The organism is Alteromonas sp. 1_MG-2023, assembly GCF_030547075.1.
Classification (GTDB): Bacteria; Pseudomonadota; Gammaproteobacteria; order Enterobacterales; family Alteromonadaceae; genus Alteromonas.
Genome location: NZ_JAUOQH010000007.1, coordinates 185,697 through 211,486, shown reverse-complemented (window position 1 = coordinate 211,486; position 25,790 = coordinate 185,697). Strand labels below are relative to the sequence as shown.

Annotated in this window: 17 protein-coding genes; 11 read left to right on the top strand and 6 right to left on the bottom strand. The window is 42.8% G+C overall.

Annotated elements, in window-relative coordinates:
* Positions 1–480 precede the first annotated feature (480 nt).
* Complete coding sequence (katG, locus tag Q4561_RS09940) at positions 481–2,781, top strand: catalase/peroxidase HPI (RefSeq protein WP_303459751.1); 2,301 nt, start codon at positions 481–483, stop codon at positions 2,779–2,781.
* A gap of 358 nt (positions 2,782–3,139) precedes the next feature.
* A complete protein-coding gene (locus tag Q4561_RS09935; RefSeq protein WP_303459749.1) occupies positions 3,140–3,625 on the top strand; it encodes a hypothetical protein in 486 nt (161 codons plus the stop codon).
* On the opposite strand, the gene Q4561_RS09930 is transcribed toward Q4561_RS09935, so the two are convergent.
* A complete protein-coding gene (locus Q4561_RS09930) occupies positions 3,622–4,947 on the bottom strand; it encodes a mechanosensitive ion channel family protein (RefSeq protein ID WP_303459748.1) in 1,326 nt (441 codons plus the stop codon). The genes Q4561_RS09935 and Q4561_RS09930 overlap by 4 nt on opposite strands.
* Positions 4,948–5,414: 467 nt before the next feature.
* On the bottom strand, positions 5,415–6,149 hold the full coding sequence (locus tag Q4561_RS09925) for a FadR/GntR family transcriptional regulator (RefSeq protein ID WP_303459746.1): 735 nt from the start codon (positions 6,147–6,149) through the stop codon (positions 5,415–5,417).
* Positions 6,150–6,540: 391 nt separating this feature from the next.
* Here Q4561_RS09925 and Q4561_RS09920 point away from each other — a divergent pair, with 391 nt between their 5' ends.
* The 6 genes from Q4561_RS09920 (at position 6,541) to Q4561_RS09895 (ending at position 11,737) form a co-directional block, all read left to right on the top strand.
* Entirely contained in the window at positions 6,541–7,470 is a 930-nt protein-coding gene (locus Q4561_RS09920; protein ID WP_303459744.1) for a sugar kinase, read from the top strand.
* A gap of 29 nt (positions 7,471–7,499) precedes the next feature.
* Positions 7,500–8,114, top strand: a complete 615-nt coding sequence (gene eda / locus Q4561_RS09915) for a bifunctional 4-hydroxy-2-oxoglutarate aldolase/2-dehydro-3-deoxy-phosphogluconate aldolase (protein ID WP_303459742.1) — start codon at positions 7,500–7,502, stop codon at positions 8,112–8,114.
* A gap of 191 nt (positions 8,115–8,305) precedes the next feature.
* On the top strand, positions 8,306–9,499 hold the full coding sequence (locus Q4561_RS09910; protein ID WP_303459739.1) for a hypothetical protein: 1,194 nt from the start codon (positions 8,306–8,308) through the stop codon (positions 9,497–9,499).
* Positions 9,499–9,918 carry a hypothetical protein gene (locus Q4561_RS09905; RefSeq protein ID WP_303459737.1) on the top strand — a complete coding sequence of 140 codons (420 nt, stop codon included), beginning with the start codon at positions 9,499–9,501 and terminating at the stop codon, positions 9,916–9,918. Before Q4561_RS09910 ends, Q4561_RS09905 begins: the two co-directional genes overlap by 1 nt.
* 248 nt (positions 9,919–10,166) lie before the next feature.
* Entirely contained in the window at positions 10,167–11,321 is a 1,155-nt protein-coding gene (locus Q4561_RS09900) for a hypothetical protein (RefSeq protein WP_303459734.1), read from the top strand.
* Positions 11,321–11,737 (top strand): hypothetical protein, encoded by a 417-nt coding sequence (locus Q4561_RS09895; RefSeq protein ID WP_303459733.1) that lies wholly within the window; start codon positions 11,321–11,323, stop codon positions 11,735–11,737. The genes Q4561_RS09900 and Q4561_RS09895 overlap by 1 nt, the downstream gene beginning before the upstream one ends.
* Here the strand turns inward: Q4561_RS09895 and Q4561_RS09890 are convergent.
* Positions 11,734–13,812 (bottom strand): EAL domain-containing protein, encoded by a 2,079-nt coding sequence (locus Q4561_RS09890; protein WP_303459731.1) that lies wholly within the window; start codon positions 13,810–13,812, stop codon positions 11,734–11,736. The genes Q4561_RS09895 and Q4561_RS09890 overlap by 4 nt on opposite strands.
* Before the next feature lie 396 nt (positions 13,813–14,208).
* Between Q4561_RS09890 and Q4561_RS09885 the strand changes: the two genes are divergently transcribed.
* Positions 14,209–15,606: a DEAD/DEAH box helicase gene (locus Q4561_RS09885; protein WP_303459730.1), complete on the top strand. Its 1,398-nt coding sequence runs from the start codon at positions 14,209–14,211 to the stop codon at positions 15,604–15,606.
* A 154-nt stretch (positions 15,607–15,760) separates the two neighbouring features.
* Here the strand turns inward: Q4561_RS09885 and Q4561_RS09880 are convergent, their stop codons facing one another.
* From Q4561_RS09880 to Q4561_RS09870, 3 genes are read right to left on the bottom strand one after another with little or no spacing between them, the layout of a single operon-like run.
* Complete coding sequence (locus Q4561_RS09880; RefSeq protein WP_303459728.1) at positions 15,761–18,292, bottom strand: ATP-binding cassette domain-containing protein; 2,532 nt, start codon at positions 18,290–18,292, stop codon at positions 15,761–15,763.
* 41 nt (positions 18,293–18,333) lie between these two features.
* Positions 18,334–20,754, bottom strand: coding sequence for a M4 family metallopeptidase (locus Q4561_RS09875; protein ID WP_303459726.1), 2,421 nt, complete (start codon positions 20,752–20,754; stop codon positions 18,334–18,336).
* Positions 20,741–22,603 carry a PP2C family serine/threonine-protein phosphatase gene (locus tag Q4561_RS09870; protein ID WP_303459723.1) on the bottom strand — a complete coding sequence of 621 codons (1,863 nt, stop codon included), beginning with the start codon at positions 22,601–22,603 and terminating at the stop codon, positions 20,741–20,743. The genes Q4561_RS09875 and Q4561_RS09870 overlap by 14 nt, the downstream gene beginning before the upstream one ends.
* A gap of 535 nt (positions 22,604–23,138) precedes the next feature.
* On the opposite strand from Q4561_RS09870, the gene Q4561_RS09865 reads away from it, so the two are divergent.
* Positions 23,139–24,911 (top strand): serine/threonine-protein kinase, encoded by a 1,773-nt coding sequence (locus Q4561_RS09865; protein WP_303459722.1) that lies wholly within the window; start codon positions 23,139–23,141, stop codon positions 24,909–24,911.
* 69 nt (positions 24,912–24,980) lie between these two features.
* Complete coding sequence (locus Q4561_RS09860) at positions 24,981–25,787, top strand: hypothetical protein (RefSeq protein WP_303459720.1); 807 nt, start codon at positions 24,981–24,983, stop codon at positions 25,785–25,787.
* Positions 25,788–25,790: the final 3 nt, after the last annotated feature.

Genomic DNA, 25,790 nt, shown 5'->3' with positions numbered 1-25,790 from the left:
GAAATGCCTCACGTTTGATATCACTACCTATTCAATCAACATGCCAGCGTAAAAAAGTCTTAAATGAGGAAAATAATGGGAAAGAGTTTCACGATTTACCGTACTTTTCCGGATGAGTTGTTTGCATTTTAATCGCTGATTAAAAGTTGTACGGCATAAGTTTCTTACCTTTTGAAAAGAGTACATAGCAAAGAAGCGTTCATAATCGACTCTTTACAAAAGACTTTTTAGGAAAACTTGAGTTGGCGTTAAGTAAAGTGAAAAAATCTAATTAGTATTTCCTATCGTCTTCATCCAATTTTTCAACTGTCTTTTCTATGAAGCTCTAATTACTTTACGTATGTGAATATATTGTTAACAAATAATCGTCGCTTACTAATAAATAGCCAATAGTCACTCAGTAGCCATAAATAACAATGGATTTGATGATATTGGACTTAAAAATTATCGGCAAAACTCACATAGCATTGGGAAAACAACATGAAGATATCCAGGGTATACAAAGCTACATTAGCAGGGTTGGTCACACTAGCATTAGGCACAAGCGCGTCATTTGCTAACGATCAAATCAGTAAGCCAGCTGGCGCAAAAGGCACAGGAATGGTTCAGCCTTTTCAGGCGCGAACCAATAACTTTTGGTGGCCAGAACAACTTAATTTATCCCAACTGCGCGACCATGACAGTCGCTCAAACCCGCTAGGCGATGACTTCGACTATGCAGAAGCATTTGCATCATTAGACTTAGACCAAGTAAAAGCTGACGTAAATGAACTACTGACTACCTCACAGGATTGGTGGCCAGCAGATTATGGAAACTATGGCCCCTTCTTTATTCGACTTTCATGGCACAGTGCAGGTACATACCGTACGTTAGATGGTCGCGGCGGGGGTGACGGTGGCCAAATGCGTTTTGATCCGCTTAATAGCTGGCCTGATAATGCCAGCTTAGACAAAGCCCGTCGGTTACTATGGCCCATAAAGCAAAAATACGGTAAGGCATTATCGTGGGGAGACCTTATGATACTTGCCGGCACCGTAGGTATGGAAAATATGGGCTTTGATACCTATGGCTACGCGGGTGGCCGCACCGATGACTGGGAACCGGACATGGTGTATTGGGGGCCAGAAGTAGAAATGCTCGCCAGTGATCGCGAAGAAAAAGACGGTAAGTTACAACGCCCATTGGGTGCAACCCACATGGGGTTGATTTACGTTAATCCAGAAGGGCCTAAAGGTGTACCTGATCCTATGGGCTCTGCGAAAAATATCCGTACTGCATTTAATCGTATGGCCATGAATGATGAGGAAACAGTGGCGCTAATTGCTGGTGGGCACACGTTTGGCAAAATGCACGGCGCTCACAAGCCTGCCGACTGTTTAGAAGCTGAACCGGGTGGTGCTGGTGTAGAAGAGCAAGGCTTAGGTTGGAAAAACAACTGCGGCAAAGGGCATTCTGAAGATACCATTACCAGTGGTTTAGAAGGGGCGTGGACACAACTTCCTACACGATGGACCAGTTTATATCTGCAAAATCTATTAGGCTTTGAGTGGAAGCAAACTCGCAGCCCAGCGGGTGCAATTCAATGGATACCTACCGATGAGTCGGCGCAAACGTCAGTGCCTGATGCTCATGTTGAAGGTAAACGCCATGCGCCTGTTATGACCACAGCTGACCTTGCGCTTAAATATGACCCAGAGTACCGCAAGATAGCAGAACGCTTCTTAGCCGATCCAAAAGAGTACCAAACAGCGTTTGCCAAAGCATGGTTTAAGCTAACCCATCGGGATATGGGCCCTAAAGCTCGTTATCTTGGTAACGACATTCCGAAAGAAAACTTCGTATGGCAAGACCCTGTCACCACAACTGATCATAAGCCAGTAACCGATGGTGATGTTAAAAAATTAAAAGCCACAATTTTAGACTCAGGATTAAGCGTACAGCAATTAGTGAAAACTGCTTGGGGAGCAGCTGCCAGTTTTAGGTCGTCTGATTACCGAGGTGGTGCAAACGGTGCCCGTATCGCATTAGCACCACAAATGGATTGGGCGGTTAACGAACCCGAGACAGTGAAGGCGGTTGTTTCTACTTTAAAAGAAATTCAAAAAGACTTTAATGGCGGTAATTCATCAAGCCCTAAAGTTTCGTTGGCTGACCTTATTGTTATTGCGGGAGGTGCAGCAATTGAAAAAGCAGCTGCCGATGCAGGTGTTGAGGTGGCTGTGCCCATCATACCGGGCAGAGGAGATGCTACACAGGCCCAAACTGATGTGAATTCATTTTCATTGTTAGAGCCAACCGCTGATGCATTCCGCAATTACTACAACGCAGACACTAGCTATCGATCTCCTGCCGAAATGTTGGTAGATAAAGCCGATCAACTGAATTTAACCGTTCCAGAGATGACTGTGCTAATAGGTGGCATGCGTTCCCTAGGTGCGAACAACGGCAATAGCACTCATGGTGTTTTCACAAGTAGCGTGGGTACGCTGAACAACGATTTCTTTACTACATTGCTTGATATGAATGTGAAGTGGAGAAAAACAGACGACCCTGCGGTTTATGAAGGCATAAACCGTAAAACCGGTGAAGTGCTCTACTCAGCTACACCTGTCGATTTAGTGTTTGGTTCGAATAGCGAGTTGCGTGCGGTGTCTGAGGTTTATGCGTACGATAATGCGAAAACCAAGTTTGTTGAAGACTTTGTAGATGCATGGACAAAGGTCATGACCCTCGACCGTTTCGATTTACGCCATGACTTAAACAGTCCTTTAAACCAATAGACGTTAACACGTTTACTCATTACACATTATAAGTACGCGGGCAGGTGACACTGCCCGCGTTTATTATTGGCTGTTACATAACGATTATTCAAATAGCTATACAACTATATGCAATGAAACGCTTACCTACGATTAATTCTGTACCTGCCACTAACTTTCTATACACTTATTCAAAGCACTTATATTAGTAAAAGGATTTCTATAAGCTGAATAGCTCAGATAAAAAGCAAATTCACGCTTTAGCTATTACATAGCCGCTATTTACTAACGGCTTTTAACTGGCAAAGTTATAAAGCAATGGCGCATAAGCTTTTTTTATAAACCTACTTATTTAAACCGACTCATTCAAAAGAGCATCATGGCAACCATACAGCGACAGCTTGTAAACCTAGAAATGTTGGCCGAGGACTTAGATACACTTCCTAGTGAACAGCATTGGTGCGAGCAGCATATAAGGCTAATTGAAGAATACCAAGTAGCGCTTGAGCTATTGTGGGAAAGTGCCCGGGGCGAAACCGAAAGCGGTTTTAAAAAGAGGTTGGCTTCATCAATCTTAGCGGCGGTTATAGAAAGCAAACAAATGATAGGGGTGCACCTTAAGCTTATTGGCTACGTGCTAACATTTTGGGATGCGAATAAGAAAGCCAACGAAATTTTAGATACTAACTTTGGTGAAAATGCTGATAAACGACTGGAGTTGTTGCAGGTAAAAGCGATACGAGCCAAATCTCAATTAAAAACAGTTGCCCATGCCATGGGGCAGGCCGATTATCAAAAGTTTATCGGCCTGCTCAATTTGCAAGATGCGCAGTGGCAGTGGGATGTGTTACTTTCTCGCTATTAGGGCGTAGTGTTACGAATACCAATGCCGTTTTCGTTAACCACTCGTACTTCACGCTGAGGGAAAGGAATTTCAATTTTATGTTCGCGAAGCGTCTCGAATACGGTTAACAGCAGATCGCCGCCAACACGGTTTTTTCCATCATCAACCCCATCCATCCAAAACTCCACAAACATATTCACGCCCGAGTCACCAAAGCTGTCAATTTCACAGTCGGGTAGCTCTTCAAATGGTATATCTTCACCGCTAATGACCTGGGGATGTTGTGATACCGTCTCTTTAATAATTTCTACCATTGCGCGAATATCAGTTTTGTAAGCAACCGAAAAATCAATACGATAGCGCTGTTTGGGATCTTTGTGGGTCCAGTTTATAAGTAATGAACTAATAAACTTTTCGTTAGGTACGAGTATGTCTTTACCGTCGAAGGTTTCTAGTACGGCGTAACGCATTTTAAATTCTCGCACTATGCCTTTTTGGCCGTCTTCCAACTCTACAAAATCGCCCACAGTTAACGACCTATCAAGCAAGATAATAATGCCCGATATAAAGTTAGAGGCAATAGATTGAAGACCCAAGCCTAAACCCACACCCAGAGCACCACCAAACACGGCCAAAGCGGTTAGGTTTATACCCATTACATTTAGTAAAAGCAGAAATACGATACAAAACAAGGCAACTTCAAACAGTTTTGCGAACACTTCTTTGGTTGATACATCCAACTTGGTGTGACTGCGAATTATATCTTGGCCAAGATTATTCGACGCTCTACCCAACCAAAAAAGCAATACGCCGAACAAGATAACGCGAGTAATTCCATATGCGGAGATATCTACATTACCAATAGATAAAGACATAGATTCTAAAGCGGCGGTCACAACGGGCAGCACGCCCACTAAGTACAAAAATAGAATAGGTAAGCCTATCCAACGCATGAAGCCGGCAAATATAGGGTTGTCGATGAATCCACGAATTAGAGAAGCAACGAATAGCATGACCGCCACCACCACGGCAATCTCAAGGACCCAAGGATCGAACTGAAATTGCGCGCCCAATACGGTCGTTAATTTTAGTAAGCTGATGGTAATTACGGGGAATAGGGTGCCGCCCAGCTTGTACAACATATTGTGAAGCGTGTGCACGCCACTATTTGGTGCTTCTCTAGTGAACTTGAATGGCTTTCTAACTTGGCGAGAAAGAATAAACGCCACCGCGTAAATAACGGCAATAAGCAAAACCTGTATAAGAAACGTTGAGGTATAAACCGACGCTTGGATTAGTGTCCATTTTTCTTGAATGTGCTCGAAAAGCGTATCTAGGGTCATTTGATTAATATTCGCAAAATTAGTACGAGCAGGATACTCGAAAGTAAAGACTAAACAATAGTGCGCTTTTTAAACCGAATTTGGCATGCCGTAAAGCAATTTCGTACGAGGGTAAGGTATTTAGTTCAGTACGATAAATGCGTTATAGGCACGGCTAACGCGCTTATATGAAACCATCTAAGTTTATTGGTAATGCTTTTTGGTAATAACTGTTTTTGTTTGTGGTTGACAAAGTGGCGTGATGTTTATATATTTTGTATCGAAATCTAGCGTAAGCAAAACCTGCTCAGCTAATTTTTATACACCAATATTAGTAAAAACAGATCTACCCATATACAAACTCACAAAAGAAAAACAAAAATACTCTGAGTACCCTAGTAAGTAACAGGCTTCGAAAGAAGCCTGTTTTGTTTCTAAAGCCTGAAAATAGCACCTAGTCATTTAAAAAGCGCATTTATCATTAAAGCCTAGGGCTTGCTTAGATGAGAAATTGAGTAGAGCCCACGTGTTTTATCAGTCTTTCTTCTAATCTCTTCTAACTCTCTTGCCTCACTTGCATCAAACAACGCGTTTATCAGCCGGTTAAAATGGCTATGCATTGCTTTTCGCGCAGCAGCGGTATCTCTATTAGCAATCGCGTTAAAGATCTCTGTATGCTCTCTAATTCTCTGTTCAATACCTTGTGAACACACGTCACTATACGCAGCTACGATTTGAGGCGTAGAGCGGCGAAGCTCCCATAAATTCTCCACCGACAATTGAACAGCATGGTTATGAGTGGCTTGAGAAATAATATGATGGAATCGTTGGTCGGCTGAGTCTGCTGTTTCAGGGGCTGCCATCTCAGTTAAAGAGGTTTGCAGAGCTGATATTTCTTCATCACTGATTGTTGATGCAGCAAGCGCTGCAGCTTCCCCTTCAATCAATGCTCTTGCCTGGGTTAATTCAAAAGCGCTAATCGCTTTTGCGGTGTGTTGATTTTTTTTCTGCTTAAGTACGTAAACGCCCGACCCCGTTTTCACTTCCACTCGCTCTCGCACCTCTAGTGCAATAATAGCTTCGCGTATAGTGGGGCGGCTTACTTTGTACGTTTCTGCTAGTTCTCGTTCAGCGGGCAAACGGCTTCCAGCGGGGCAAACACCTTGATCGATTAAGTCTTCAAGTTTTTCTACGATACTCCAGAAAAGCCGGCGAGATTTCATTTATTAACCTTATGAACATATTTTGGTAACGTAACTGTTACACCGATTGTAGCCTGAAAGTATGCTAAATCGCAAAGTACGCAAAAAAATGTTAGAAGTTGAAGGTGAATTAGAATAAAGAAAAACGTCCACCGCTATCTTGGTAATAACCAAATGCTATTCTGGTAAAATAAATTGGTTGTATTTGGTCGCCCAATTGGTTAGATTGTGGTTTGGTGTGACATTTCTTTTACACAAAAAGAACATGAGCAAACAAGACATAAGGTCGAGTTTCAATATATAGAGTTGTTAGGTACTGACAATAAGCCTACTAGACACTTCTAACTGGCCTTAATAATAAACGACTACTACGTTAAGTAGTCAGTGCAAATTAAATTGGAGTCTGTGTAGCATGAGAGTTGGTTTTATTGGCGAATGTATGTCAGAGCTTAGGGAAGCCGAGAACGGCTTACTCTCTCAAGGTTTCGCAGGCGATACCTACAATTCTGCCGTTTATATGAAGCGCACTTTTCCACAACATGATGTTTATTACGTTAGCGCCGTTGGCAAAGACGCATTAAGTGACGAAATGGTTATGCATGCCGTTAATGAGGGGATAAACCCGCGTTTTATTGGCAGACATGAAGAAAAGCACCTAGGCCTGTACCGAATATATACAGATGACACGGGTGAGCGTTCATTCGTTTATTGGCGTTCTGATTCTGCTGCTAAAAGCATGATGCAAACATTGGATAGCAATGATATTGCTGCGATGACGGCATTCGATATGGTGTTGTTCAGTGGTATCAGCTTAGCGGTAATTAACGAAGAAGACTTGCCTAAATACTTCGCTTTATTAACCCGTTTAAAATCGTCTGGTGTTAAGTTAGTCTTTGATATTAACCATCGTCCGTCTTTATGGAAAAGCAAAGACGACGCTAAGCGTCTCTACGCAAAAGCGTACGAGCTTGCCGATATCATCCTTCCTGGTATTGAAGACTTCAACTTCCTATATGGCATCGATACCATCGAAGAAACACTCAAATTTTTAAGTGATTACACATTCGATGAAGTCATTATTAAAAATGGCAGTGACGCGGTTACCGTTATAAATAAAGAAGGCAATATTTCACAAGTTCCGCTTACACCAGTTAAGAATGTTGTGGATACCACGTCTGCTGGTGATGCCTTTAATGGTGTTTATCTTGGCGCAAGACTTGAAGATGCATCACAAAAAGAAGCGGTTGAAAAAGCATCTAAAAGTGCTGGATTTGTTATTCAGCATAAAGGTGCCATTGTGGATGCCGCTGCCTACAGCCTCTTTAGTCAAAATTTAACCTGATCCTTACGCAAAATTACACAGAGAAAACTATGAATTCTATTTCTTCAATTATGGGAGAGCAGAAGCTTTTACCTATTATCCAAGTAAATAACGCAGAAGACGGCGTTGCTATTGCAAAAGCTATGTATGAAGCAAACTTGCGTACAGTGGAAGTGGTACTTCGCTCAGAGAAGTCAGCTGAAGCAATTACAGCTATAAAAGCAGCTTTGCCTGACATGATTGTAAGTGCCGGCACTATTATTGATGAAGCGTCGCTTAAAGTGGCTATAGACGCGGGTGCCGATTTTATTGTTACTCCAGCGGTGACAGAGCGTTTATTAACCGCACTAGCTTCGTGTGGCCTACCGGTATTGCCTGGTGTTTCAACGGTTGGTGATATTGTACTTGCAAGAGAACACGGCTTTCGAGAAATGAAGCTGTTCCCAGCGTCACTTTCAGGTGGTGCTGCATTCTTAAAAGCCGTTGGTGGCCTATTTAAAGATTCTCGTTTCTGCCCAACTGGCGGTGTATCGGAAGGCAATTACCAAGATTACCTTTCGATGAGCAACATCTTTGCTGTGGGTGGTACTTGGGTTGCAAAACCTGAGTGGGTTGAAGCGAAAAATTGGCAAGCTATTACCCAAGCGTGCTCTGAAGTTAAATAATCTAGTGAAATAAGTCGTTTCACCAAGGCTACCAGAGTAACCCCATTTCTCTGGTAGCCATTAAATACCTTTCTTATATGTTTTTTCTTAACTAACTGCTTAAACTGGCGAAAAATGAAGTTTGGGTTAATAATCACTGAACGTTGGTAATTATTAATTGAACGCTACTTCGTTTATAAGGTTTTCCTTTGTTGAGACGGTTCGCATCTTTCTTCCTTATCACGAGTCTTTTTTCCCATGGAGTGCTCGCAGATACTTCAAATGATTTAGAATTCTCAGGATTCGCTCGCGTAGTTGGCGGTTACTTATCTACGGATGAAGCCAAATATGAAGGCTACGATAATTCGTTTAGTGTTTCTCAAAAGTCACTTGCTGCAGTGCAAGCTGATTACACATTCAATGACTATTTTTCGATGTCTGGCCAGCTGTTATGGCACAGTGATGAATCAAGGCAGTCAGGAGTGGAGTGGTTATATTTAACCTATCAGCCTAATGCATCGTGGCAATTTAATATTGGTCGGCTTCGTACCCCCCTTTTAAAATTCTCTGACGTAATAGACGTAGGTTTTGCATACCCTTGGTTAAACGCCCCACAGCAACTTTATAGCGGTTATTTGTTTTCTCAGTATGAGGGAGCCAACGCCCGCTATCTAGGCTATTACAACGAAGTTACCTTTTCTGTTGAGCTTTACTGGGGAAACTTTGATGATGAAATTTTGAGTAATGGCACTTCTTCAGATGTTGAAGTAGACGGTATGTTTGGTGGCGTCATTGAAACCAGTTACCGAGGTTTTCAATTTAGAGTTGCGACAAGTTTTGCGAACGATACAGCCGTGGAGTTAGATGAATTACAGCCTTTAATTCAAGGGCTAAGAGCCGCGGGGTTCGGTGATACGGCGGATACGTTAGATATCAATGGAGCATCGTCGTCGTACTTGTTAGGAGTAGGTTACGATTCATTAAACTGGTTTGTTACCGCTGAAATAATAAAGGTAGAGTCTGAGATAGACGTACTAGCCGCAATCGATAGTTCTTACATTACGTTTGGGTATTATTTTGATGAAATTTTGCTACACGCGACTATAGCCTCATCACGTCAGTCATTAAATGAAATTGATAACCCTATCCCTATTGGTTTTTCACCTGAACTGGACGCATTATATTTTGCCGTTGAGGAAGTGAACAGCTATTTCCCAACGGACGATTTAGATTCTCTCACGTTAGGTGCTAGATGGGATTTTCGAACTAATCTAGCGTTTAAAACGGAAGTTTCATTTTTGAAAGGTAAAGAAGGAAAAACGTCTTTTTTTGAATTAGATGTGAATAATACAGAGTTCGATAGGCGAGCCACTCTTTATCAATTAGGCATTGAGTGGGTATTTTAATGTCGAAACTTACTCTGGTCTTATTCATCATTTCTTTTGCCTTTTGCGCTGCGGCACAAAGCCGTGAACGCGTGATCGTCGTTGCTCATTTAACTGAACAACCCACTTCAATAAGTAAAAGCGAAATTCGCAATATTTTTATGGGGGGGGTATCCGAAGCTAAACTTTCCCCTGTAGAGATTGCGAGCGGTTCCCAAATTCGAATTATCTTTAATACACGGGTTATAGGGTTGCCTGAATCGAGAATTCAGTCTTACTGGGCACAGATGAAGTTCAGTGGTCGAAACCAGCCGCCGGTCAGTGTGAGTAACACTGAAGAAATGGTGCGTTATTTAACTGAAAATGAAGCTAGCATTGGCTATCTACCTGAAGGCATAGCACTGCCTGAACCCCTCACAATTTTGTTTACCACAAATTGAAGATACCCGAAGTATCTTCTTTGGGTGTTAAAGATGGCTTGAAAGGTTGGGAAAAAGTTAGAGGCAAAAGCTGGTTGAAAAATAACTTAATAATTAGTTGCTTATATGTTTTCGCGTCTGTGCTATCTGTTATGTAGAAGTAATCTTGCCTAAAGTTAATGGCTTATTCTGTCCCTAATGAACCCAGAGTTTCAATATAAATGCCGAAGTACATTACTACAGTTGTTTTTATAATCTTAGCCATGCCTATGACTTCTGCAATCGCTGGTACTAAGGATGAACTCGCATTTTCTGGATTTGCTCGGGTAGTGGGGGGGCAGCTATCCACAAACGAAGCGTCTTATGCAAATTACGATAATTCGTGGAGCTTTTCTGAAGATTCACTTATTGCACTGCAAGCCGACTACGCCATCAATACCCAGTTTTCAATATCTGCGCAGGGCATACTTCATAGCGGATCAGATAGAGATTCTGGATTAGATTGGCTTTATCTTACCTATCAGCCGTCTTCATCATGGCAGTTTAACGTTGGTCGGCTGCGAATACCTGTACTTAACTATTCTGATGTTATCGATGTAGGTTTTTCTTATCCTTGGGTAAACGCACCTGAGCAAGTTTACAGCCGACGAATTTTCTACTCTGGCTATGAAGGCCTGAATGTAAGATACCAAACACATTTAGGCAATGTGGGTATAGGTATTGAAGGATATTGGGGCGATTTCGACGGTGAGGTATTTTCAGGTCAAGAAGCGTTTGAAGTCGATATCAATGATATCTACGGCGCCGTATTTTCACTTAACTATAAGGGCTTTCAATTTCGCTCCTCTATTGCCAGAATAAGCGAGGTTGTTGACAATAGTGTGCAAATTGATCAGTTAGTTGGAGGCCTTACTTCCGCTGGCTTCGATGAATTAGCCTCTAAGTTTAGATTAGACGATGGCTTATCAGTGTATGTGTTTGGCGCAGGGTATATATCGTTAGATTGGTTTGTTAACGCAGAGGCTATGTCGGTAGATTCTGATCTTGATGTCCTGTCTGGTATCACTAGCTATTACCTTACTGTGGGGCGTTATTACAACTCGGTGTTGTTCCACGCCACCATAGCAAGATCACGGCAAGACGAAAACAGTATTGAGAACACTATTCCTGTAGGTGTTAGCCCGCTTCTCGATGTCTTATCTACATCTGTTGATACCATCAATGCTTTATTTCCCACCGATGATTTAGACTCGTTAACCCTAGGTTTGCGTTGGGATTACAATACTCATTTAGCGTTCAAAACCGAAGTTTCCTTCTTAAAAGGAAAAGAAGGAAAAACGTCGCTTTTCTATGTTGCGCTTGAAAACGCAGATTTTGATAGGCGGGCAAGCCTTTATCAAGTAGGTGTAGAGTGGGTATTCTAATGCGTTTTTTACCCCTTTTTATATTGACACTAGTGGTATCACCTCCAAAAATCGTTCATGCCCGTGAAGGTGTGTTGGTCGTGGCTAATTTAGCTGATTCATCACTGGTGCTTAGCAAAAGTGAAATACGTAGTGTGTTTATGGGAGGGTCTACAAAAGGCTTGTCACCGGTAGAGTTTGTACCCGGTTCTTATATTCGAAAAGTATTTAATACACGAGTCATTGGATTACCAGAAGCACGCATTCAGTCTTTTTGGGCGCAAATGCGCTTTAGCGGGCGCAGTAGTCCACCTGTGAGCGTCGACTCGATAGATGAAATGCTCCTGTTTCTTGCAGAGCATAAGGCGAGTGTAGGTTACCTACCTGAAGGTACATCTCTACCTAAAGGGTTAACGGTCATTTATGAATCAATCTAATTTGCTAGCCTGAGTAATGCCTGTTCTTCTTGTTGTGATAACAGAGCATCAAGGGGAATGGGTTTGCTATACAAGAAGCCTTGTAGAATATGACAGCCGTTGTCAGTTAAAAATGCAGACTGTTCATGAGTTTCTATGCCTTCAGCACACACCTCTAAATTTAAGTTTTTAGCCATTTCAATAATGGTAATTGTAATGAGTTCAGAGCGTTTCGATAAACCAATCTGGCTGACAAATTGACGGTCAATTTTAAGCGTATCAATATTGAATTCTGTAATGTAGCTTAATGATGAATAGCCAGTACCAAAGTCATCAAGTGATATTTTACAGCCTTCGTTTTTAAGATCGGATAAAAAAGTATTAGCGATCGAGAAGTTATTCATATACGCCGATTCAGTGATTTCAAATTCAACGTTATCTTTGGGGATCTTCCCCGAGCGCAATCCATTTAAAATAGAGTCAGTAACATGAACGTTTATTAAGTCGTAGGCGGAAAGATTGATTGAAATTCTGATTTTTTCCCCGTACTGCGCAGTTATACGGGGTATCTCGATACAAGCTTGATTGATTACCCATAGGGTTATTTCAGAGATTTTGTCGCTTTGTTCAGCTATTGGTATAAATTCTGCGGGCGAAATGTTACCAAGTTCTTCGTCATACCAACGTAATAACGTTTCAAAGCCTACCACCTCACCGAATTCGTTAACTTTAGCTTGGTACACTAAATGAAAATCACTGTTTTCGATGGCATGCGGCAGGAACGTCGCCACTTGATTTTTACGCCTTGTTGCCTCTTGCATTGATGAAGTAAACCAAACATAGCGGCCTTTACCTTCTTTTTTCGCCTCATACATGGCTACATCAGCATTAGTTACTAAGCTAGATGCGGCGTAGTCACAATCGGTTGCGAGTGCAATACCTATGCTCACACTCGGATCTACTCTCCATCCGTCAATATGATGTAATTGGGTGATGGTCGTTATTAAGCGCCGAGCAATGGTTTGCAATTGGGACTGGGTAGGATTACCCACGAGTATGATAAGAAACTCGTCCCCGCCTAATCGCCCAACAATGTCACCTTCTCGCATGGCATAGGAAATCTCAGTTGAAATGCCGCACAGTAACTTATCACCAGCATCATGGCCGAATGAATCATTCACTTGCTTAAACCCATCTAAATCAAGAAACATAAGGGCGACTTCTGACTTATCACGCTTAGCCCGAGCTAACTCAATTGACAGACTTTTCATTAAAAATTGCCGATTAGGTAATCCGGTCAGGGTATCGAAGTTGGCAAGTTTCTCCATCTGCGACTGCTGTCGTTCTAGCAAGAGGGTTTTACGTTGATTAATATCTGTTTGTTGTTTGATATGCCGCATCATACTGTTAAAGCCTCGCCCTAAAGAGGCAATTTCAAATTTTCCCGCTTCTGAAACTTTAACGTCGTAGTTCGCTTCCCTTTCTACTTTCTTCATTTTGGCAATAAGGGACGTCAGCGGAATAAGTAAGCGTTTTTGTAGGCGTAATGTGATAAATACAGTACTTAACAGAAGGAGTAAAACCACTGGGGTGACGAGTGAAATAAACTCCCAGCGATTTTCAGCAAGAGGCTTTTGAATATCGTAAGATAAAACGAGTTTACCCATAGGAAAATCCGCTTCACCTATTATTTTAATGACAAAGATACTGCCATCATCAGTTTGAAACCCGCTATCCAGCGTTTGATATTCTGTATCCGTGATGCTTGATGTTTGAGAGGTATCACCGTTTATATTTGCGTTACCGATGTAGAGGTTTACCAACTCTCCATATTCGTTGTAAACCCGCGCAAAGTCTACGTATTCATATTCGTCTAAGCGAAGAAGAACCTGAGTTTGGCTGAAACTTCCCGCGCTGTTGTTAATGACGGGAAGTAAGTCTACAGCCATATTTTCAGCAAGGGCGTCAAATTCGAAAGCAACAAAGTCTTGGTATAATTCTTCATAAACTCGAATTGATAACGCCATTATCAATACGCTGATAATGGCCACAGAAGCAATTGTGGTTAACGCAATGTCAGAACGAAGACTTTTCAAATAGGAAGCCCAACTTATTTATTAGTTTCAATGATAGTGCGCATACCTAACTATCTCACTTTCATCACAAAACACTAATTAAAGGTATACCTGACTTAGTATAATACTGGTTTGGGAATTTCGCCGTCGAAACTGAATAAAAGTCGATTTAAAACTTGTGGTTCAAGGTTAAAAATTAACCTAGCGAGTGGGGGCAAACAGTGGTAGTATGCGCCCGCATTTTGTAGGTACTATTTTAATTTGATAATTGTTTCTGCTTTTATACTATTACTATTGTAAGTCCCTCTCGCGATTCGCATTACGAACTTTACCGTTTTACACCTGCTTCAGACTGATAACCCTTCAGCGCAGACCGGTTACGTTGCGTAACCTAATTTTTATTTCCAGGAGTTATCCATGTCTTTTACTGAGTTGGGCCTAGCTGCCCCGCTACTACAAGCTATTGAAAAACAAGGCTACACAACGCCTTCGCCAATTCAGCAGCAAGCTATTCCCATTATTCTTGAAGGCAAAGACATACTGGCAGCAGCACAAACAGGTACAGGTAAAACGGCGGGCTTTTCATTGCCTTTGCTTCATCGTTTGTTAGATGGCAGACCTGCCGCTTCAAACTGTGTTCGCGCGCTTATCTTAACCCCAACCCGAGAACTTGCGGCGCAGGTGGAAGAAAACGTAAAATCGTTTAGTGAATTTTTGCCGCTTAAAACCGCAGTGGTATTCGGTGGAGTGGGGATTAACCCACAAATGAAAGCCTTACGCTCAGGTGTTGATGTACTTATCGCCACCCCAGGTCGTTTGCTTGACCTTTACCAACAAAATGCGGTGAAGTTCAATCAATTAGAAACCTTAGTATTAGATGAAGCAGATAGAATGCTAGACATGGGCTTTATTCATGACATCAAACGCATTCTTAAATTGTTGCCAACTAAGCGACAAACTTTATTGTTCTCTGCAACGTTTTCGTCTGAAATAACAACGCTAGCGCAAACCATTACTAACAATCCTGAGAAAGTGTCAACGGCACCTGCCAATACGACAGTTGAAACTGTTGAGCAGCATTTAGTACCTATCGACAAATCTAAGAAAACAGCTGCCTTAATTAGCTTAATTAAGAAAAATGGCTGGAAGCAGGTGTTGGTGTTTAGTAGAACTAAACATGGTGCAAACCGTATTGCCGATAAACTAAGCAGAGCCCGTATTCCCAGTGCAGCAATCCATGGCAATAAAAGCCAAGGTGCGCGTACTAAGGCGTTGTCTGAGTTTAAAAGTGGTGACATTGATGTGCTAGTAGCGACTGATATCGCTGCCCGCGGTATCGATATCAACGAGCTACCTATTGTTATTAATATCGACTTGCCAAACACGCCTGCTGATTATGTTCACCGGATTGGCAGAACGGGGAGAGCTGGGGCAAGTGGTCAAGCGTGGTCTTTTGTCAGCGTTGACGAAATAGATCAGCTAAAGGATATTGAGACTCTTATCCAACAGCTACTTCCACGCCAAGTAATTGAAGGTTTCGAACCTCAAGCTAAAGTACCTGATACCACGCTGTCACCACCTAAAAAGGCTAACAAGCCTAAGCGCCCTCGCCAATCTCAAGGTGGAAATGGCAACGGCAACGGCAATAGCCAAGGTGATAGACCAGCTCGTCGTTCAGGTAGTCGAAACGGACCTCGAGGGCAGGGCAGACCGGGCGGTTCTGGCAAGCCTAGCGGCTCTGGAAAACCAGGCGGTTCAGGTCGTTCAAATTCTGGCAAACCTAGCTCTCGCAGAACGTCTACCAGCAAAGCCTAATAATGTTGCAGCGGCAAGTAAGAATACTTGCCGCTAATTGCTTACCGTAAATTACTCGCTGCCATTTTCTTGCGGGAAATTAACTACTAATAATGTCCCGCCGCTAATTCTTTGCTATTAAATCTTTGCTACTAATTCACTGCACTAGTTAAAGCTAGATAAAGCGTTTATCTTTGCTTCGAAGTGCAAGTAACAACCCACCAAAAGCCAATATGTTTATCAATGTGATGGCTATAAGTACTCCAGTAAAATCTTCTGGAAATAAGCTTACCATCCCTGACTTGTCGTCATACAAATCGAGTTGCTGCATCGCGCCTTGTGTGGTGAATTCTGCGGCGTTATTTTCATTTCCCGCTGCGGGTGGCCTTAACACACGCTGCATCACTGAAGCTGGAATATCGGCCTTTTCATTTGTCCATTTACCTAGCTCTCTAGCGGCTTCATCTTGAATGTGGGCAAACCCTTCCGTTCCCCAGCGGCCTAATGTTAAATAGCTGAGCAGAATTTTTATATTGTTATCTAATGGCGCAATAATACCGGCAAGCATAATTTGAGGCATTAGGGCGATAGGTACAAAGGTCATGACTTTTTCGGTTGTCGTGAAAATTGCTGATAGAAACAATCCGAACAAGGTGGCAGAAACCGATAGCAGAAGCATAAAGAGCGCGGTGCTAGTTATACTCCATAGTTGTGTCTCTCCACTAATGCCATTGTCGGCGCCAACGCCACTAACGCTACTTCCGCCGCTGTAAGCTAAATGAGTAATCCCAATGAATATGGCAACTTGAATACAGGCAATAATCGACAGTACCGTTAGTTTAGACGCAATATAATTAAAGATGTTTAGGTTATACATGCGTTCTCGTTCATAAATGGGCAGTTCTGATACTATTTCCTTAGCGGCGTTGCTTACCCCAAACCACACGGCGGAAACCGCCATCATAAACATCACACTCACCTGTAACTTACTAAATATGAATACCAACAAACCCCCAATAATAAGTGGCTGAGCAAGCAGTAGCAGTAAATTAGCGTGGTCATTAAGTTTGATATTAAAATAGCGAACACATAGCCAGAAATATTGCCCAATAAGCGCGGTGTTCGATTTCTTCGCAAGTACTTCCTGCTTAACGCTAAGTTCAGAAGACGGGTTCTGACGCACCCAATGTTCGTACCATTGCTTGCCTTGATTAGGGTTTTTCATCATAGAATAAACTTCAATGATATTGTCTTTTCCGAAGTGGTTAAGCAGCTGGTTTTTATCGCCATAGTAGGTCTGATACCCGCCCTTCGACAAAAAGATTACTTGGTCAACATAATCTAAATCCGACGGTTTATGCGTTACCATAATAACCGTTTGGCCTTTACTCACCAGCCGCCTAATGCAGGACAAAAAGTCCTCAATAGTTTCGGGATCTAAAGGGGAGGTGGGTTCATCAAGAAACAGTATTTTAGGGTCGTTAAGTAGCTCTACCGCAATAGAGACTCGCTTTCTTTGTCCGCCGGATAAATCACTCACTTTACTCTTTCTAATAGCGTCGGTATCTAAGTTTAAACTTGCCAATACCGTACTAATTTTATCTTTGATTTCCTGCTTGGTTACGTCGTCTGAAATACGTAATTTGGCCGCGTAAAAAAGGGTTTTTTCAACACTTAATTCACCATGAACAATATCGTCTTGGGGCACGTAGCCTATGTATTTCTTAAGGGTATTGTAGTTACTATTATTAAGCTTTAAGCCTTGAACAGTAATCGCGCCTGACGTAATAGGGTTGGCGCCATTTAAGCCTTTTAAAAGGGTTGATTTACCGCATCCAGAAGGCCCCATTAGGGCAATGAATTGCTGACTGGGTATTTTCAAACTCATGGTGTTCAGGCCAACTATTCCCTTGGCATAAACCTTCTCAATATTATCTGCCACAATGGCATATTTAAGCGCTACGGTTCCGGTTTGAATCGCAAACGTTGTAGTACCAATAGTAATCTCGTCAGTAGCAGTGATGTGCACCGAGCCAGCTATTCTTTCACCATTTACAAAAGTGCCATTGGTAGTATCGAGATCTTTAAGGGTAATGCGATTATCAGAAAGCGTAAGCAGCGCATGTTTGCGAGACGCTTGTAGTGAATCAATCACGTAATTGCAGTCGTAAGAACGGCCAATTAATACTTGCCCGTGGGTTAAAAGCAGTTGATGAAGTTCGTCATTGTCAGAGCCGTTATGGGTTATAGGCCCTTGCATTACAGCATTCGAATTAGACGCCAAATCCGAGCCCTCCTCGGTTAAAAGTGAGGTCGATGAGGGCGATGAGTGCGATGAAGTAGACGGTTTTAGTGTATTGGGTGGCGAATTTGAATCTAGTTGCTCTGCAACAGATGAAAGCTGAACGTGAATGCTACCATTGGCCAATAAAATAGTACTGGGCAGTTGTACTGCATAGGTTTGCCCCCCAACCAATGTCATATCGCCAATAGCGCTGCCATTAGAGCTGTTATTATCGGTAACGAAAACCTGCCCATCTGTGTAGCGCAACGTTAGATGCCGCCGCGATAATAACTCAGCATTAATGCTTGCATAGCAAGTGTCAGAACGGCCAATATCGAACTTACCATTCTGTGACAGGATAAATTCCGACTCTACCCCACTAGAGGAAGTTATGGTAACGCTTACTGCTTGTAATTCTGCCATTCTGTTCTCGTTAACATTGGTTGGCGCTTGCAGTGCTTCGTTTAATTTACTTTAAATACATAGCTAAAGTCAGCAATACGAAGAAGCTGTCCGTGCGTAATGGGTGCTGGTGTAAAAGCGTGGAGTCGCTCACCGTCCAGCAAAGTACCGTGTGTTGAATTCAAATCCTCAACCGTGAAACTACTGCCTTTTAATTTAATTCTTAAGTGTCGTCTGGATATCCGTTCATCTCTAAGTTGCAAATGCACTAGCTCCAAAGCTCGGCCAATCACAAAACCTTCGCCTTTAGCCGCGGTATTAACTGCGATATCAAGTTTTTGGCGACCAGCAAGCGATTGCAAGTAACAAGGCGGCGTGGGTGACACCGACACTATATTCGCTGAATGGGATGGGGGTGATTGTATTTCTGATTGCCTAGAAGCTGGATTGGCAATTCCGCTAGCGGTTTCTTTTGCAGTTTCGCTAGACGCTCGGCTTGCATGTGCTGAAGCACTGGTCGATGAAGCTCTAGTTGTTGAAGTTCTCGTTGTTGAAAGATTGGCGCCATACCCCACTGGCCCTTCGTTTTTGCTATAAGCCGGCTTTAACTTAAATAGCGCGAGCAATGCAATGCAAAGGCCTACGCCGCCTAACACTAATATAACGATAAGTTGATTGTCGTGTTCTTTTTCACTGGAGGCGGGCGTTTTTTCTGTCTTTGTTTCAGTCGTTGTTTCAGGAGCAGGAGGAGCAGGCACCGTTTCCGCTTCGGTTTGTTTTTGCTCTGGTTCTGGCGTGGGAGTTGGCTCTGGTTTAGGGATAGGAGTAGTTTTTGGTTCAGGCTCTGGTTCAGGCTCTAGTTCAATTTCGGGCATTTCTTGAGGCATACTCCAAGCACCGGATACGCCTACAGCATCCATCGCTTGGTGCACTGATACCCATTCTTTTGATCCTTTCCCGTGCAATGCCTCTGCGGCCAAGGCGTAGGCAAAGCGAGCATCTTCAAAATTTGAACTTTGTACCAGCAGTTTAGATGCTGCTTGTGCAACTATGTGCACTGCTGATGATAGCCCAATAGCCGTTACTTTATTAGTACCAGAATGGCGTGGATGCAGCCCACCATTGGCCATTAAATAGAACGCCATATTCATTATGGAAGAGTTTATATGCACGCCACCCCGATCTTTTTTAATTGGCCAATTTAAGAAGTCATCCATGTGATCGGGATAACTGCCTTGTCCAAAATCAAGAGAACTTGGGTCGGCTAAATCTCTTTCTGGACCAGAAGGCATCCGTAGTACCCAGTACTCCCTGGGAATTTTGATTGAATTGGTTTTTTTATTTGAATGCTCTAGCCAAATTCGAAAGGCAACGCCGATGGAGTCAGCAATCGATTCATTTAACGCCCCTGACTGAAAAGAATATTCAAGATTACTGCCGTTTGACACAATGCCATGAGCCAGTTCATGCATAGTAATTTCAATAAAATTAAGACCTTCCTGCGGTACATATAAAGACTGTTTCCGCGACATCCACATGGCATTAAATACATCGCCATAACACTGAATTGTGGGCATGCCCTTTAAAAAATGCACATTGATAAACATGTTCAACCGTAAGCCATTTCCGTCAATGCTGTCCATTCCCAGTACAGAATCTATAAACTCGTAGGCGTCACCTAACAGCGTAAATGCGGTTTCAACAGAGGCATCATTACTTGGCGTACTGCCTTCAGTTCGCGCATGCATTTTCATTGCGCGCGCTTCAACGCGATCGGTGAGGGGGGGTATAAGGGGGAATTTAACTTTAAATTCGTTGCACGCTGCTACAAAGTTATTTACTTGTCGATGCATTGCAGTGTGAAATAAAGGTACTCGGTCTAACTCTTCACCGGTAGATGCATCAATAAAAACTCGCTGTGAAGGGGCAAACCCCAATTTAGTTTTAAACTCACCTTCGAATTCATAAGCCAGAACGTGGTGACCTTCAGGCGATGGCCAATACACTAACCTTGACGCTACGTCTGCCTCTTTGGCGCTTTGTAATCTTGAGAAAGCATCTGCCTCGCTAAGCCTTGGTTCTGTTGTACCTATTGAAGAAATATTACCGTGCTTACCCAGAACGTAAGCGGGCTGATTCTTCTCATTTAAAAGTAAACGAGACTCCCCATACACCACGGGCACGTTATTGTATGTTTGGAAAACAGACACCACGCGAAAGCTATTTAAAAGCTGTTCCTGGTCTTTTACATGTAGGGTGTTGTGTTCATCTAAGTCAAATTGCGCAGATAAAGCAGCTTTTACCCAGGCTTTTCTTTCGGATACCGAATGCAGTTCTGCTTGCTGGTCGAGTGGCTTAGGCGCGCGATTTCCCCCTATTTTCTCTGCTGCAATCACGGGCTCTAACTGAACAAAGAAAAGAAGCGCAAGCCATAAAGCGCCGGTTATCTTGCACTTTCTAAATGAAAAGTTAGTCTCTTTCATTTTCGAGGCTTTTATCTTCTAGGACATGCTCTAAAGAGGTTTCACCTTCAACTTCAGAGGCGGTATCTTTAAAGCTTGTATCTTCAGAGGCTGTATCTTTAGAGCTTATGTGTTCTTGGCTTCCAGAGATATGCAGGCTAATTTCTTCGACAATTAAGGCATTAGTACTGTCTAGAAATAACATCACTTGTTCGCCACTTGCTTTTTCGACCTCTGCTCGCCATACCAGCAAATAGTTGTCTTCTTTTTTAAAGATAATTAGCTGAGGCTCCTGAAGTACAGTTAAGCGAGTGCCAACTTCATCCTCAGCCAATAAGAACGCTTCTTTTGCCGATAACGCAGGGGAAATATCTATGTCGATATCATTGAGTGTTTTACTGTCTATGCTGGCTATTTTACTATCTCGAACTAAGGTAATGGTTTGGGCGCCATATACCGGTAAACCTTTGTAAAATTGTTGGAATTTAATAACCTGGCTATCACCTATTGCGCTGCCTCGGGTAGTGACTTTAAGCGTGTCATTTTTACCCAAACCTCCATCTTGCCTTATGATGTCTTCGGTTTTCTCGATAGCATCATCAATACTCGATATAGGGGTGTTGGGCGTCTGTCTACGGGTTTCTATATTTTCTGATTCACCTGTAGAAGCTTGAGTGCCTATAGCCTCCTTTGATGGTTTCCCTTGGGTTTCAGAAGGTGTAGTTTTATTTTGTTCACTTGCCTGATCAGTTGATTGGTCGGAGGGAGAAGTCTTCGGCGATGTAGGCAAGGGCTCAGGTATATCATCAGTACTATTAGGGCTACTTAGAAAGTAATACGCTAGGGCGATAACAAAAATGATGATCCCCAAACCTAGCAAAAATTTATAGTGGTAAGTGGTTAGTTTAGTCGATGTATTCTCACCATTTGATGAGGTAGAGCCTTCAGCGGACAAAGAGCCTTCAGCAGGTAAAGAGCCTTTAGCGTGTACAGAGCCATCAGCGGACAAAGCGCCATCAGCGGACAAAGCGCCATCAGCGGACAAAGCGCCATCAGCGGATAGAGAACCCTCAGCTTCACTTTCTTGATGCCCCGCGGCAAGGGATGGGGGCGCGAACACAGCAGAGCTATCTTCACTCGGAGGTAACTTCACAATAATTGCGGTGGTATTGTCGTGGTGCGTCTTACCTGACACCTGTTGCTCTATCAGTTTTTCTAACGCTTCCTCGCTCTCAATTTTTTCTATTGCAACGCCTAAAGCGTGTTGGGTAAAAAGCTCCCAAAACCCATCAGAGCAAATTAAAAACGTGTCACCGTTAAGCCCATAATGTTCAATGATGGGAGAAGGCGGTTCACTGCCGCCAATACTCGAATAAATTTTGCTTTGATCTGGATGAGAGGCAATTTCATCGTCTGAAATGTCGCCTTTCAAAGCATGGAGTTGCGCGAGAGATTGGTCGATGGTCCGCTTAATGAAGTTTTTATTGGCAAACTGAATGGTTCGACAATCACCCACATGCATTGAAACGTAGATGCTTTTTACCAGATTAATATACAACACACTCACTAGAGATTGTGCTTGGTCGAATTCGGTAATTCCAGAGTCTGTCACTGCCGCGTGAGCTGAGAAGGCTAATTCGTTAAGAAACGTGTCGGGGTCGATAACACAATCGGATTCGTTCCACTTTACGGTACATGTTTCAATAACTTTCTTAGCGGCAAATGCCCCCCCTTCATGCCCACCCATACCATCGGCCACCACACACAGTAACTCATCACTCTTAGGGTGTGTTAATACGGCAAAGGCATCTTGGTTTTCATCTCGCTGGCCGATATGGCTAGCTGAGAAAACTCGATATTGGTTTTGCATAACCCCCTCCCTTAAAGCAAAACAGTAATTGATAGCGTTATTAATGAAGCATCGCTAAACATCCATCACATGATGGCGGTTAAGGTCATTAGGTGTGGTTGTTGCCTGTAAATCGAATAGATAGGCACAGTAGTGAGTGGTGTAAGGGGAGATGTAGTTTTCATGATTTTACCTGTCCTTGGTGTCGTCAATGCCGCATTTATTTATATTCTTTATATATTTTATAACTGCGTAGAACGACGAAAAGAGGCAAATTCTTTTCACTACTAAATAGGAGTATTGATCATTTTTTATACCGTGGCTAGCGTTTAAAAAATAAACATATTATGGGCGGGGAAATTATTGCACCGTCATTTTCTTTGGTGTATACCTTTTAGGGTTGTTTAAAAAATGATCGATAAGGGCTTTCGTATTTTGTAAAGTTTCTAAAATTAGCGCTATAAAGCGCCACACAATCTAACAAAATTTTACGATAAAAATTTAAAACAATAATTGTGAGTATACAGGTAAGTATTTTACCACTGCAGAGGGACGAATGAGCAGTCAGGTACACAAACTGGCGTTGCCAGCTGGCACGCAACTTCAACAATATCAAATTGAGTCAGTCCTTGGGGTTGGAGGCTTTGGTATTGTCTATCAAGCCCGCCATACGCACCTAGAATCTTTGGTGGCGATCAAAGAGTTCATGCCACAGCACTGTGCTACCCGTGAAGGTCAAACGGTTTACCCCCTCAGCCAGTCTGATGAAATAGAGTTTGAAACAGGCATTCAAAAATTCCTCGATGAAGCAAAGCAGCTTGTTCAGTTTGATGATCATCCTAATATTATTCGCTGCAAAGATTTCTTTAAGCACAATGGAACCGCGTATTTGGTAATGAATTTAGAGCGAGGGAAAGAGCTCGCTCAAATACTCAAAGCCCATACCGCACAAGGCAGTCCACTCACTGAAGCGCAAATTATAAAGCTAATGATTCCGGTGCTAGAAGGGTTGCAATATATACATGACGAAGGTGTATTGCATAGAGATATTAAGCCTGCCAATATCTTTGTTCGTTCTACTGATGAACGCCCACTACTGATAGATTTTGGCGCGGCGAAGCAAAACTTTGGTCACACTCAAAAGTCTGAAAATCAGATGCAAACTTATGGGTATGCACCCTTAGAGCAAGTAGGTTCTGAAGGTGAATTAGGGCCATGGACAGACATTCATGCTGTGGGCGCCATGATGTGGCGTATCGTCCTTAATGCCAACCCGCCTCGTGTTGAAGATCGCACTGCTCGGGTGCTTCAAGGGCAGGCTGATCCTGCATTAACACGTATTGATGAAGTTAAAGGCCAGTATTCTGAAAATTTCATTAATACGATTAAAAAATCAATCGCGATACGGGTAAGTGAGCGATTCCAAACGGCTAACGAGGTTATCGCAGCGCTGCAAGGTGTACCGGTTTCAACAGATGTTTATGAGGGCGCGGGCGTTGGGTTAGATGAGCAACAAACCACGCGAATAGATTCACCTGATTCGTCGGCTAGTTCGCCACCTGGTGCATCGACAAGTTATCCGCCTCATGTGGCGCATATTCAAACCTCACATGCTACTTCACCGCCGACTTCTGATGTTAGTTCTGGTGCTGGGGCTATCAGTTCCCCCCCTATTCCCGTGAGCAGTAATACCGGCTACCAGACAGGGCCGACTACCAATGGTGCTGAGCCACAGTCTTATCAAAATCATCCTCAATCTCACCATCCATCATCAGCATCTAAAAATAATAGCTTCAAGGTGTGGGTTGGCGCACTTTGCCTGGCTGTGGTGGTGTTGCTTGGTGTCTTTTATGGCTTGCAGTCGACTGACAATGGTACGGCATCTAATCAAGTATTAGTGAACGAAGAGATAGATATTATCTATTCTTTGGTCACTAAGGCTGAAATGGATAACGACAGTAATACTATTGAAAAGAGAATGTTATGCGCTATGGAAGACATCGATGATATGGATGAAGCGGGAGAGCGAAATATAGAATTGCTTCGCTCAGGTATTGAAAATCGGACTTTGAACATTGAAAAGAATTTAGCCAAAGCCAGAGAGCGAGTCTTCGATTTGGTGACTCGTCATCAATCTTCGTCAAGCCGAATTGACAGTGTCTTTGACGACATGATTGGTACAAATCAACAGCGCGGAAAATACGATAAAGCTGATTATCTCACGTCGCTAAAAGCACTTATTCAAGAAGCATCGTCGTTAAGTGAAAAATCTAAAATCACCGCGTTACTCGAAAAGCGCATCACGGTGACCCCGACAGATTGCAGTTGAGACTACGCGCGAGATACATACGAAATACAAACTTGAAAGACGTCTATCAATTTAATAGGGATTTAAACGATGAATACGTTAAACAAAGTAGTACCAGCGACCATTGCATGCTTACTCATGACAGGGTGCACAAATACAGCAGAAAGTTTGATGGGGGCTTTAACGCCAGAGAGTAATCAGGGAAGTAGTGAAGGCGGTATGGACTTCAGCTCATTTGAAGTGAGTTCGCCAGTTGAAGAATTAGGTAAAGAGGACATCAGTACTGCTCGGACTGTTGGCCAAGTTATTGGCGCTATTGTCGGAGGATTCGCGTGTTATAAGAAATTTAACGGCAACACGCTGCTTATGGCGGGATGTGCCACGCTCGGAGGGATAGCCGGCGATAAATTGGGAAAATACATAGGTGAAGCGATAGCCATAAGACGGATGAATTATGCCAGTAATTACGAGTTCTTAGAGTCAGAAATTGAAGCATCTGAAAACGCGATTAAAACACGCGAAGACGAGTTAGCGGCAACCAAATTAAATATTACTACCATGGAAGATAGGGTTGAGTTGCTTAAAAGCAAAGCGTCATTAACCAAAGCCGAAATTGCTGAGGCAACAGCACTTCTAAGTGAAGTTAAGGCACTGCGAGAAGAAAATGAAATGCTTGAAACTCGCTACAACGAAACACTTTTATATTTAGACAGTGCACTTGAAGACAGTGAAGAAGAAATTGCGTCGCTAACAGAAGATAAAGCAAAGACTCAACAGGCGCATGAAGAGCTACTGGCTAAGCGTAATCAACTTTCAATGCAGCTGGCTTCTATTCAAACCCAGTCGTCACAACTCGATGAGCAAAGTACCGCACTTACTAGCCTAATTGCAGGCTAAGGA

Bases quoted from the DNA above. Each gene is read 5' to 3' on its own strand.
- katG (WP_303459751.1), top strand. From the start codon at position 481: ATGAAGATATCCAGGGTATACAAAGCTACATTAGCAGGGTTGGTCACA.
- Q4561_RS09935 (WP_303459749.1), top strand. From the start codon at position 3,140: ATGGCAACCATACAGCGACAGCTTGTAAACCTAGAAATGTTGGCCGAG.
- Q4561_RS09930 (WP_303459748.1), bottom strand. From the start codon at position 4,947: ATGACCCTAGATACGCTTTTCGAGCACATTCAAGAAAAATGGACACTA.
- Q4561_RS09925 (WP_303459746.1), bottom strand. From the start codon at position 6,149: ATGAAATCTCGCCGGCTTTTCTGGAGTATCGTAGAAAAACTTGAAGAC.
- Q4561_RS09920 (WP_303459744.1), top strand. From the start codon at position 6,541: ATGAGAGTTGGTTTTATTGGCGAATGTATGTCAGAGCTTAGGGAAGCC.
- eda (WP_303459742.1), top strand. From the start codon at position 7,500: ATGAATTCTATTTCTTCAATTATGGGAGAGCAGAAGCTTTTACCTATT.
- Q4561_RS09905 (WP_303459737.1), top strand. From the start codon at position 9,499: ATGTCGAAACTTACTCTGGTCTTATTCATCATTTCTTTTGCCTTTTGC.
- Q4561_RS09900 (WP_303459734.1), top strand. From the start codon at position 10,167: ATGACTTCTGCAATCGCTGGTACTAAGGATGAACTCGCATTTTCTGGA.
- Q4561_RS09895 (WP_303459733.1), top strand. From the start codon at position 11,321: ATGCGTTTTTTACCCCTTTTTATATTGACACTAGTGGTATCACCTCCA.
- Q4561_RS09885 (WP_303459730.1), top strand. From the start codon at position 14,209: ATGTCTTTTACTGAGTTGGGCCTAGCTGCCCCGCTACTACAAGCTATT.
- Q4561_RS09880 (WP_303459728.1), bottom strand. From the start codon at position 18,292: ATGGCAGAATTACAAGCAGTAAGCGTTACCATAACTTCCTCTAGTGGG.
- Q4561_RS09875 (WP_303459726.1), bottom strand. From the start codon at position 20,754: ATGAAAGAGACTAACTTTTCATTTAGAAAGTGCAAGATAACCGGCGCT.
- Q4561_RS09870 (WP_303459723.1), bottom strand. From the start codon at position 22,603: ATGCAAAACCAATATCGAGTTTTCTCAGCTAGCCATATCGGCCAGCGA.
- Q4561_RS09865 (WP_303459722.1), top strand. From the start codon at position 23,139: ATGAGCAGTCAGGTACACAAACTGGCGTTGCCAGCTGGCACGCAACTT.
- Q4561_RS09860 (WP_303459720.1), top strand. From the start codon at position 24,981: ATGAATACGTTAAACAAAGTAGTACCAGCGACCATTGCATGCTTACTC.